The 10,856-nt window shown below is 68.9% G+C and carries 12 protein-coding genes; 6 read left to right on the forward strand and 6 right to left on the reverse strand.

Annotated features, from left to right (window positions below):
- The 6 genes from ABIS05_RS06365 (at nt 1) to ABIS05_RS06390 (ending at nt 5,714) form a co-directional block, all read left to right on the forward strand.
- Entirely contained in the window at nt 1–927 is a 927-nt protein-coding gene (locus ABIS05_RS06365; protein WP_348014198.1) for a VTT domain-containing protein, read from the forward strand.
- Between the two features lie 109 nt (nt 928–1,036).
- Nucleotides 1,037–1,642 (forward strand): BON domain-containing protein, encoded by a 606-nt coding sequence (locus ABIS05_RS06370; RefSeq protein ID WP_348014199.1) that lies wholly within the window; start codon nt 1,037–1,039, stop codon nt 1,640–1,642.
- A gap of 233 nt (nt 1,643–1,875) precedes the next feature.
- A complete protein-coding gene (locus tag ABIS05_RS06375; protein ID WP_348014200.1) occupies nt 1,876–3,762 on the forward strand; it encodes an AAA family ATPase in 1,887 nt (628 codons plus the stop codon).
- Nucleotides 3,763–3,820: 58 nt separating this feature from the next.
- A complete protein-coding gene (locus tag ABIS05_RS06380) occupies nt 3,821–4,618 on the forward strand; it encodes an exodeoxyribonuclease III (protein WP_348014201.1) in 798 nt (265 codons plus the stop codon).
- A gap of 107 nt (nt 4,619–4,725) precedes the next feature.
- Nucleotides 4,726–4,899 (forward strand): DUF3606 domain-containing protein, encoded by a 174-nt coding sequence (locus tag ABIS05_RS06385; RefSeq protein ID WP_348014202.1) that lies wholly within the window; start codon nt 4,726–4,728, stop codon nt 4,897–4,899.
- Between the two features lie 2 nt (nt 4,900–4,901).
- On the forward strand, nt 4,902–5,714 hold the full coding sequence (locus tag ABIS05_RS06390) for an alpha/beta hydrolase (RefSeq protein ID WP_348014203.1): 813 nt from the start codon (nt 4,902–4,904) through the stop codon (nt 5,712–5,714).
- On the opposite strand, the gene ABIS05_RS06395 is transcribed toward ABIS05_RS06390, so the two are convergent.
- The 6 genes from ABIS05_RS06395 to ABIS05_RS06420 form a co-directional block, all read right to left on the reverse strand.
- The gene (locus tag ABIS05_RS06395; protein WP_348014204.1) at nt 5,698–5,988 is read right to left on the reverse strand and encodes a chaperone modulator CbpM; all 291 of its coding nucleotides are present in this window, start codon (nt 5,986–5,988) and stop codon (nt 5,698–5,700) included. The two genes, ABIS05_RS06390 and ABIS05_RS06395, sit on opposite strands and share 17 nt — an antisense overlap.
- 29 nt (nt 5,989–6,017) lie before the next feature.
- Nucleotides 6,018–6,980 carry a DnaJ C-terminal domain-containing protein gene (locus ABIS05_RS06400; protein ID WP_348014205.1) on the reverse strand — a complete coding sequence of 321 codons (963 nt, stop codon included), beginning with the start codon at nt 6,978–6,980 and terminating at the stop codon, nt 6,018–6,020.
- Between the two features lie 76 nt (nt 6,981–7,056).
- Complete coding sequence (locus ABIS05_RS06405) at nt 7,057–8,124, reverse strand: adenosine deaminase (RefSeq protein WP_407074909.1); 1,068 nt, start codon at nt 8,122–8,124, stop codon at nt 7,057–7,059.
- A 144-nt stretch (nt 8,125–8,268) separates the two neighbouring features.
- Complete coding sequence (locus ABIS05_RS06410) at nt 8,269–9,417, reverse strand: BMP family ABC transporter substrate-binding protein (RefSeq protein ID WP_348014206.1); 1,149 nt, start codon at nt 9,415–9,417, stop codon at nt 8,269–8,271.
- 36 nt (nt 9,418–9,453) lie between these two features.
- Nucleotides 9,454–10,374, reverse strand: a complete 921-nt coding sequence (locus ABIS05_RS06415) for an ABC transporter permease (protein ID WP_348014207.1) — start codon at nt 10,372–10,374, stop codon at nt 9,454–9,456.
- The coding region (locus tag ABIS05_RS06420; RefSeq protein WP_407074910.1) for an ABC transporter permease subunit at nt 10,371–10,856 on the reverse strand (486 nt) is incomplete at its 5' end. The genes ABIS05_RS06420 and ABIS05_RS06415, both read right to left, overlap by 4 nt.

The following is a 10,856-nucleotide window of genomic DNA, read 5'->3' on the forward strand; positions in this document are numbered from 1 at the left end:
ATGGACCTGCTCACCGAACTCCTCTCCCGCCACGGCCTGCTCGCCGTCGCCGTTGCCGTGCTGCTGCATCAGCTCGGCGCGCCGCTGCCGTCCACGCCGCTGCTGTTTCTGCTGGGCGCGGAGTCGGCGTCGCGTGACGGCTTTGCGCTGCGCGCCTTCACCGCCATCACGGGCGCCGCGATGGTGGCCAATGTGCTGTGGTTCTGGGCCGGTCGGCGCCTGGGGCGGCGCGTGCTGGCGGCGCTGTGCCGCATCTCCATCTCGCCGGACAGCTGCGTGCGCCAGAACGAGGTCAGCTTTGCCCGCCGTGGCGCGCTGACGCTGCTGATTGCCAAGTTCGTGCCCGGGCTGTCCGTGCTGGCGCCGCCGTTGGCCGGGGCTTTGGGCATGACGGCGGCGCGCTTCCTCACGTGGAACCTGCTCGGCTCGGCGATCTGGGCCGGTGCAGGCCTGGCGGCGGGGCGGGTCTTCCATGCGCAGATCGACGGGCTGCTGCGTGAGCTGAGCCGGCTCGGCGGCGCGGCCATCGCCCTTGGTGTGGCGGCCGTTGCTGCCTACCTCGCCTGGCGCCTGTGGCGGCGCGCCCGGGTGCGGCGCGAGCTGAATCTTCTCGAGCGGCTGACTCCCGACGACGCGTTGGCCCTGCAACAGCAGGGCGGCGACATCGTCTTCGTCGACGTGCGCGGTGGCGCGCTGGCGGCCAGCCGCATCCCCGGTGCGCGCCATCTCGACCTCGGCGCGCTGGGCGACGCCGCGCTGGCCGGCTGGCCGGTGCAAGCCGAGTTCATCACCTACTGCGCCTGCCCCAACGACGTCTCGGCCGCGCGGGCCGCGCAGTGGCTGACGGCGCGAGGCCACCGGGCGCGCGTGCTGCGCGGCGGCATCGACGCCTGGACGCGCGCCGGGCTGGCCCTGGAAAGCGCCTGAGGCTCTGTCCGACAGACCGCCGGGCCCCCAGCCGATGCCGCGCCGGGGCTGTTGAAGCGAGAGTTGTCTCAAGGCTTGGTGCCATTGCCCAGGCCAACTGGAGACCGCCATGACATTCTTTTGGGCCAAGAAGCGCGAACCCCGTTCCCTGCTGAACCCGGATGGCACCGTTCGCGTGGCCGACACGGCACCCAGGACGCAAAAGGTGGTGGTGGCCGCCGCGCCCAGGCCGAGGAGCCGTGTGTTGCCCTGGTTGCTGGCGCTCGGCGCCGGCGCGGCCATCGCGCTGGTCGCGGTCGTGGCGATGCAGGACCCGCGCTCGGTCGGCACTCAACTCGACGCGGCCGTCACCAACGTGAAGGACGTGCGCACCCAGGCGGAACAAGCCGTCATCGATTCACAGAACGCCGCCGCAGACGCATCTCGTGACGCGGTCAACGGCGTCGGCACCGCTGTGGCGGACGCCGGCATCACTACCAAGGTCAAGGCCGCGCTGGCAGTTGACCCCGCGCTGAGCGCCTCGCGCATCGAGGTGCAGACGGACAACGGCGTCGTGCGCCTGGACGGCCCCGCCCCCGACGCCGCCGCCAAGGCCCGCGCCACCGTGCTGGCCGGAGCGCCGGCTGGCGTGCGCGGTGTGGACAACCGGCTGGCCCTGCCGCAACCCGGCAGCGTCGTCGCCGTGGCGGACGCCGCCTCCCGGCCGGGGCAGTAACGACCCGGTTGACCGGGGAGGGTCGGGCGCGGCTGAGCTCGCCACCGGCAATTTTTCTCACATCCGCCGCGCTTCTTGTAAGCGCCGGCCCGACCTGGGCCGAAGTGCCTGTTCCGCACTTGGCGCCGCTTGCCTGCCCGTGAATCATCGTGTCGCGTTCGGGTGATCCCTGTGCGCGACCGAGGGTCGGGCTGTGTGCCGACCTGCCCACAGCACCCAGCCCGCCGAAACACATGGACAGCGCCAGCAAGACCCCCCGGCCCGATCTGCGCCAAAAACTCATCATTGCCGGCGCTGCCGTCGTGCTGCTGCTGGTGCTGCTCGCGCTGGACCTGCTGCAAACGCGCACCGCCACCGAGGTGCAGGCGCGCAGGAGCGCCACCGCCCAGGTGTTTGAGCGCGCGCCCGAGCAATGGCTCGCCAATCCGCGTGAAGCGTCCGAGTTCGAACGTGCCATCCAGGCGCGCGAAGTCGCGGCCGTCGGCATCGAGGGCCGCCTGGTGCTCTATACCGACCGCGGTGGCCGCCATTTCTCGACCCACCTCATCGACTGCGGCCTCACCTGCAAGAGCGAGATCGCATCGCGCCTGGGCGAGCTGAGCGTGGCCCAGGGCTTCGTGCTGACCGACATCGACGTTGACGCCCGCACCACCGGCCAGCGCTGGAGCCAGTCGCTGGACAAGGTCCTCAGCCTGATGGCACCGCTGCTGGCGATCTTCCTCGTCGTCGGCATGTTGCTCTACGTGCAGCTGCGCGGCCCCATCGGCCAGCGCACGAAGTTGGCCGACAAGCCCAAGACCCGCTTCGACGACGTCATCGGCGCCGAGGAATCCAAGAAGGCCCTGAAGCGCGTGGCCGCCTTCATGAAAGACCCCAAGCAATACGCAGCCGTGGGCGCCAAGGCGCCGCGCGGCGTGCTGCTGGACGGCCCGCCCGGCACCGGCAAAACGCTGCTCGCCAAGGCCCTGGCCGGCGAATGCGGCGCGAGCTTCATCAGCGTGGACGGCTCCTACTTCAGCTCCATGTTCTACGGTGCCGGCATCGGCAAGGTGAAGGAGCTCTTCAAGCGCGCTCGCGAGGCCGCGCCCTGCATCATCTTCATCGACGAGATCGACGGCATCGGCCGCCGCAGCAGTGGCAAGGACGCGCCCGGCGGCGGCGAGCAGGAGCAGAACCGCATCATCAACCGCCTGCTCGTGGAGATGGACGGCTTCTCCTCGCTGGAGAATGTCGTCGTCATCGGCGCCACCAACCATGTCGACAACGTCGACGTGGCGATGCGCCGCCCGGGTCGTTTCGACCTCATCGTGCGCACTTCGCTGCCCACCCCGCCCGAGCGCGAAAAGCTGTTCGGCCTTTACCTCGGCCAGGTGAAGGCGGCCGCCGGCATGGACCTGCCGTCGATTGCCCGCACCGCCTCGGGCATGTCGCCCGCCGACATCGCCAACTGCGTGAACCGCGCTGCGGCTTACGCGGCCGAGGCGGGCGAAACGATCGTCAGCCAGGAGCGCGTCTACCAGTCGCTGGAGACCCATCAGCTCGGCGGCGAGGTGACCAACACCAAGGACCTCATCACCCCCGAGACGCTGCGCCGCATCGCCTTCCATGAGTCCGGCCATGCGCTGGTGGCCCATGTGCTGGAGGCGGGCAGCGTCGAGCGCGTCAGCATCGAGCCGCGCGGGCCGGCGCTGGGTGTGACCTACGTGGCGCGCAATCACGAGGAGCCGCTGTATGGCGAGCGCGAGCTGCGCTCCCGCCTGGCCATGATGTTGGCCGGCCGCGAGGCCGAGCTCATCGCCTTCGGCAATGCCTCCTCCGGCGCCACGGACGACCTCAAGCGCGCTTCCGAACTCGCCACCTCGATGGTCGGGTCCATGGGCTTCGGCAAGACCTTCGGCCTGCTCAGCATGGCCGGCGTACCGCGCGAGCTGATTGGCCCCGACGTGCAGAAATCATTGCTCGACGAAGCCCGCGCGCTGCTGGAAAGCGCGCAAGCCGAATGCCGCCGCGTGCTGGAAGACAAGCGCGACCGCCTGAGCACGCTGGCCGAGATGCTGCTGGGCCACGAGACCGTCAGCGGCGCGCCGCTGAAGCGCGTGCTGTCGGGCGAGCCCGCCTGACGCCGCTGCCTCCTGCCGGCTGACAAGCGGCGGGCCGCCAGCCGCCTAGGCTGCGGCGATGAAGGTCGCCACCTGGAACATCAACAACGTCGTCCGCCGCGTCGACCTGCTCGTCGACTGGCTGGACCGCACGCGGCCTGATGTCGTTGCGCTTCAGGAGCTGAAGGCAGCCACCGACGCCTTCCCCGCCGACGCGTTGCGCGAGGCCGGCTACGAGGCGCTGGTGGTGGGGCAGAAAACCTGGAACGGCGTCGCCCTGCTGGCGCGTGGCCGTGAGCTGCTGCCCGTGGCGACCGCGCTGCCGGGCGATGCCCAGGACAAGGAGGCGCGCTATGTGGAAGCCGCCATCGGCGGCGTGCTCTTCGCCGGCCTCTACCTGCCCAACGGCAACCCCCAGCCCGGGCCGAAGTTCGACTACAAGCTGCGTTGGTTCGAGCGCCTGCGCCAGCGCGCCGCCGCGCTGTGGGCCACCGGCCAGCCGGTGGTGCTGATGGGCGATTGGAACGTCGTGCCGACGGATGCCGACATCTACAAGCCCGACACCTGGCGCGACGACGCGCTGCTGCAGCCCGGGGCACGGCAGGCCTTTGCCGACGTGCTGGCGCAGGGCTGGACGGACGCCATCCAGGCCACTCATCCCGACAAGTCGCCCTTCACCTTCTGGGACTACCGCCGCCGACGCTGGGAGCGCGATGCCGGGCTGCGCATCGACCACATCCTCGTCAGCACGGCGCTCGAGGTGCTGGCTGCGGGCGTCGACCGCGAGGAGCGCGGCAAGGACAAGCCCAGCGACCACGCGCCGGTGTGGGCCGAGCTGCGCATCAAGGCTGCAAAGAAGCCCCCTAGGAGGCGGTGACACCCTGTAAGTGGCACGCCGTCCTACATCGCCTGCGGCGCAACGACGGCAACCTGCCGGCAGTGTCGAACCCGACTGCCCAACTGCCATTTACCCGGAGGAATTCCATGCCTGATGAACTGACGATGCCCGGCAACCGCATCACGATCACCGAAGACCACGAGGTGCGCAACTGGTGCGACTCGCTGGGCGTGACCGAGGAACAGCTGCGCATTGCGGTGGCGGCCGTGGGCGACGAGGCAGACGAAGTTCGCGGGCACCTGGGGCGCCCGGCAGGCTGAGCATGACTGTTTTCGACCACCGACGCGGCCGCTCCGTCGACGTTGCCGGTGCGCGTATCTACGCAGAGAGCCTCGGCCCGACTGACGCACCCGTGCTGGTTCTGCTGCACGGCGGGTTCGGCAACATCGAAGACTTCAACGGCTTGCTGCCGGCGCTCAACGGCTGGCGGGTCATCGGCATCGACGGCCGCGGGCAGGGGGCTTCGACGATGGGCACGGCGCCATGGAGCTATCAGCGCGTTCAAGAGGATGTGGAGCAAGTGCTGCACAGCTTGGGCATCGGGCGCTGCACGCTGCTGGGGTTCAGCGACGGCGGCATCGTGGCACTGCGGTTGGGAGCTTCAAGCCGGGTGCAGGTGGACCGCATCGTCGTGATCGGCTCGACGTGGCATCACAAGAACTTGGCGTCGTCCAAGGAAATCCTTCAGAAGGTCACCGCAGACAGCTGGCGGAAGAAGTTTCCCGAGACCTATGAGGCCTACCAGCGGCTCAACCCCGAGCCCGACTTCGAGCGCCTGACGACCGCCTTGGTGCAGGGCTGGCTGGACGAGTCGCCGTCTGGTCACCCCGACGACCGCGTGGCGGACATCCAGGCGCCCGTGCTGGTGGTGCGCGGCGATGACGACCCGCTCACCGCTTTGAATGACGCCGTCGAGTTGCGCGGTGCGGTCAAGAAGGCGCATTTCCTCGGTATCCCGTTCGCCGGCCATGTGGCCCATGTCGAGGGCGAAGAGGTCTTCCTGCCCGCATTGCGGCGGTTTCTGGGACAGGCAGATGGTGCGGCGGGTCAGCTGAGTCCTAAGGCTGGGGCCTGAGTTTTTGTAGCTCTTCGATGAGGTCCACCACGAAGGCTGCCAGTTCCGGGTTGGCGTCGAAGTCTCGCTCTATCGCGAGGATGCGACGAACCCGATGCAGTTCGGGGCTGGAAAACCTTGGGTCGGCACCTTCGCCGGTGCAGCAGCTGAACAGCCCTGCATTCAGTCGCTGATGCAGCCAGTCCGTATTCACGCCGCAGGCGCAGGCCAATTCCTCCAGGCTCAGGGTGTGCTCATCGATCACAAGCCCCAGGAGAACGGGTTCGTCGTCCATTTGTCGATCCTCGCGATCCTCTCGATCCCTCAGTGGCCGCGCCTGCTGGTGCGCGGCTCGAAGTTCTTGCCCACCATCTCGGCCATCACCTGGTAGGCCGTACGGGCGCCGGGGAGCGTCGATGGCGGCAACACCACCGCCACTTCCAGCACCAGGTCTCCGGCGGGTTCGCCGCTGAGCCCTTGGCCACGCAGGCGCAAGCGCTTGCCGTGCGGTGTGTCCGGCGGCACCGACACACTCACCTGGCCGGCAGGCGTGGTGGTGACCACCTCGGCGCCCAGGGCCGCTTCCCAAGGCGCCAGCGGCAGGCGCTCATGCACATCGCGGCTTGTTGCCTGGCCGGCATCGACCTGCTTGAACTGCACCTCGACATAGAGATCGCCGGTGGCAGCGCCGCCTCGGCCTGCCGAGCCTTGCCCGGGCAGACGCAGGTGCTGGCCGGCGCGTATGCCCTTGGGGATCTGCACCTGGATCTGCCGCAGCGCGACGGCCCGGTGGCCCTTTTCGTCGGGCGCCAAGGTGCGCACCGTCACCGCGCGCACCGCGCCGTCGACTGAATCGGCGGCGTCGATCAAGAGCTTGACGTGCTCGTCGGACCCTCGCTCGGGCTTGGCATCGGCGGGCTCTGGCTTGGCCGCGCGGCCGAACATGCTGGTGAAGAAGTCGCTGAAGGCCTCGCCCGTGCGCCCGGGTGTCGGCTCGCCGTCGAAGTCGAAGCCCTGCTTCCACTCACTGGCCATGTCTGCACTGGCTTGGGTAGCCCCGCGCCGTGCCAGTTCGCGGCGGCGCACGCTGTCATAGGCCGCCCGGCGTTTCGGGTCAGCCAGCACCTCGTAGGCTTCGTTGACCCGGGTCATCGCGTCATGGGCCTGCGGCGTGCCGTTCAGGTCCGGGTGATAGCGGCGCACCAGCCGCCGATAGGCCTGCTTGAGCGCAGGCGCATCGGCAGCGGCGTCCAGCTGCATGACTTCGTAGTAGTCCTCGAAACGCATGCTGCAAGTTTGAAAGTCTGGCCGGCCGGCGCCATCGGACGAGGCCGCCCCCGTGGCGAGCAATCGTCCTACAGCGTCAGCCTGATGCCGCCGCCCGCTGGAACTCGGCGTCCAGCGCCGCGATCCAGGCGGCCTGCGTCAGCGGCGTCACAAAGCTCGCCTCCAGGCTGTTGCGCGCAAGCTGGTAGGCCTCGCGCGCGCCCCACTGCGGCTGGGCCGCGAAGAGCGCGAGCAGGTTCTCGTTCAGGTAGCCGCCGAAGTAGGCCGGGTCGTCGGAGTTGATGGTCACAGCCAGCCCGGCCGCCAGCAGCTGCGGCAGCGGATGCTCGGCCAGGTCGCGCACAACGCAGAGCTTGAGGTTGGACAGCGGGCAGACCGTCAGCGGGATGCGCTCAGCGGCCAGGCGCTGCATCAGCGCCGGGCTCTCGATGGCGCGCACGCCGTGGTCGATGCGCTCCGCCTTCAAAAGATCGAGCGCCTCCTCGATGTATTCGGGCGGCCCTTCCTCGCCGGCGTGGGCCACGCGCTTCAGCCCCAGCTCGGCGCAGCGAGCGAAGACGCGCTGGAACTTGGCGGGCGGGTGGCCCAGCTCCGAGCTGTCCAGCCCGACGCCGATGAAATGGGCGCGGTAGGGCAGCGCCTCTTCCAGCGTGGCGAAGGCATCGGCCTCGCTGAGGTGGCGCAGGAAGCACAGGATCAGCGCGCCGCTGACGCCCAGCTTGTCATGTGCGTCGGTGCAGGCGCGCGACAGGCCCTCGATGACGGTGCCGATGGCCACGCCGCGCGCCGTGTGCGTCTGCGGGTCGAAGAACAGCTCGGCATGGACGATGTGATCGGCCGCCGCCTTCTCGAAGTAGGCCCAGGCCATGTCGTAGAAGTCCTGCTCATGCAGCAGCACGCTGGCCCCGGCGTAGTAGATGTCGAGAAACGTCTGCAGGTCGGTGAAGGCATAGGCTGCACGCAACGCCTCGACGCTGGCATAAGGCAGGGCGACGCCGTTGCGGTGGGCCAGCGCAAAGATCAGCTCGGGCTCCAGCGAGCCCTCGATGTGGATGTGCAGCTCGGCCTTTGGCATGCGGGCCAGCAGGCCGGCGAGGGCCGAGCGCGGGATGCGGTCGAATGGAATTTCAGTGGTCATGGCCATGGTGCATTTTCGGGCCGAGCGCCGGGCCGCCCCAAGCCGGCCCGTCTGGCGATGTGCTTGCGGCTCAATGCCGCAAGCATCGCCGTCCCCTCGGGGGACCGGCCGGCACGCCCGCGTTCAGCGGGAGCGTGACGGGCGAGGGGCTTACTTCCCTGCTCCGGGGACTTTTCCTTCGACACCCTTGACGAAGAACTTGATGCCACCCAGGAAGCCGTCGTCGGCAACGGTGTCCTTGGCCAGCACTTCCTTGCCGGTGTTGTCGACGAGCGGCCCCTTCCAGATCGAGAAGCTGCCGTCCTTCAGCCCGGCCTTGATCTGCTCGACCTTGGCCTTGGCTTCAGCCGGCACGTCGTCGGCGATGGAGACCAAGTCGATGGCGCCTTCCTTGACGCCCCACCAGGCCTTGCCGGTGGCCCACGTGCCGTCCAGCGCGTCCTTCGTGGCCTTGATGTAGTAAGGCGCCCAGTTGATAACGGCCGAGCCCAGATGGGCCTTGGGGCCGTAGGCCTTCATGTCCGAGTCCCAGCCGAAGGCGCGCTTGCCTTTCTCTTCGGCCGTTTTCAGCACAGCGGCGGAGTCGGTGTTCTGCATCAGCACGTCGGCGCCGCCGTTGATCAGCGCGACCGCCGCTTCGGTTTCCTTCGGCGGGTCGAACCACTCGTTGACCCAGACCACCTTGGTCTTGATCTTGGGGTTCACGCTCTGCGCGCCCAGCGTGAAGCTGTTGATGTTGCGGATGACCTCGGGGATGGGAATGGAGCCGACCACGCCGAGGGTGTTGGTCTTGGTCATGGAGCCCGCGATGACGCCGGCCAGGTAGGCGCCCTCGTAGGTGCGGCTGTCGTAGGTGCGCAGGTTGTCGGCCGTCTTGTAGCCGGTGGCGTGCTCGAACTTGACGTCCTTGTGCTCCGCCGCCACCTTGAGCATGGGCTCCATGTAGCCGAAGGTGGTGCCGAAGACCAGCTTGTTGCCCTGGCCCACCAGGTCGTTGAAGACGCGCTCCGCGTCGGCCGCCTCGGGCACCTTCTCGACGAAGCTGGTGGCGATCTTGTCGCCAAACTCCTTCTCCAGCGCCTTGCGGGCGTTGTCGTGCGCAAACGTCCAGCCGCCGTCACCGACGGGGCCGACGTAGGCGAACGCGATCTTCAGCGGCTCGGGCTTGGCGGCGGCCGACGCAGCGGGCGTGGTTGGTGCGGCAGCGGGCGCCTCTTCCTTCTTCGAGCAGGCGGCGAGTGCGGCGGCCGCAGCCAGCGCAGCGAGCGCAAAGGTGCGGCGGGTGGCAATGGATGTCATGGGTTCTCCTGGGGGTTGGTCGGTTAGGTAGATAGGTCAGTGGCCGGGCTTGAAGGGCTTGCCCAGCGACGCGGGCATGTTGGCCTTGATCCATGCCGGGTTGCGCGAGATCAGCACCAGCACGGCGATGGTGGACAGATAAGGCAGCATGCTCAGCCAGTGGCTGGAGATGTCGACGCCTTCGCTCTGCAGGTGGAACTGCAGCATGGTGACGCCGCCGAACAGGTAGGCGCCCAGCAGGATGCGGGCCGGCCGCCAGGTGGCGAAGGTGGTCAGCGCCAGCGCGATCCAGCCCTTGCCGGCCACCATGCCCTCCACCCACAGCGGCGTGTAGACGATGGACAGGTAGGCGCCGGCCAGGCCGCACAGCGCGCCACCTGCGGCCACGGCGGCGAGGCGGATGCGCCGCACCGGGTAGCCCAGCGCATGGGCCGACTCGGGCGACTCGCCCACCGCGCGCAGCACCAGGCCGGCGCGTGTGCGGTACAGGAAGAAGTGCAGCGCCACCGCCAGCGCCATGGCCAGGTAGACCACCGGGTGATGCTCGAACAGCGCCTTGCCGAGCACCGGCAGATCGGCAAGGCCCGGCACCGCCCAATGCTCGCGCGGCGAGAGCCGCTGCTGCGTGTATCCGATGCCCACGAAGGCCGAGAAGCCGGCGCCGAAGAGGCTCAGCGCCAGGCCGGTGGCGTACTGGTTGGTGTTGAGCCAGATCACCAGCAGCCCGAAGAACAACGCCAGCACGGCGCCTGCAGCCATGCCGGCAATGAAGCCGAGCACGTCCGAGCCGCTGTGCACGGCGGTGGCGTAGCCGGCAATGGCCGCGACCAGCATCAGCCCCTCGGCGCCGAGGTTGACGATGCCCGCCCGCTCGTTGATCAGCAGGCCGAGGCCGGCAATCGCCAGCACGGTGCCGGCGCTCAGCGTGGCCGCGATCAGCAGCGCAATCTCATTCATGTGGCTGCCCTCGCCTTGGCCGCCGCTACCCAGCGCATGCGGTACTGCAGGCCGTTGTCGCAGGCCAGCAGCGTGAATAGCAATACGCCCTGGAACACACTTGTCAGCGCCTTGGGCAGGCCCATGCGGCTCTGTGCCAGTTCGCCGCCGATGTAGAACATGCTCATCAGCACCGACGAGAACACGATGCCCACAGGGTGCAGGCGGCCGACGAAGGCCACGATGATGGCCGCGAAGCCGTAGCCCACCGGCACGTACGGCGTCAACTGGCCGAGAGGCCCGGTGGTTTCGAGCGCGCCGGCCAGGCCCGCCAGGCCGCCGGAGGCGAGCAACGCCGTCCACAGCGAAGCGCGCGAGCTGAAGCCGCCGTAGCGTGCGGCCATCGGCGCCAGCCCGCCGATCTGCGCCTGCAGGCCGCGGAACAGCCGAAACAGGAAGACCGTCATGCCCAGCACGGCCACCAGCGCAATGATCACGCCGAC

Source organism: Roseateles sp., assembly GCF_039929605.1.
GTDB lineage: Bacteria > Pseudomonadota > Gammaproteobacteria > Burkholderiales > Burkholderiaceae_C > Pelomonas.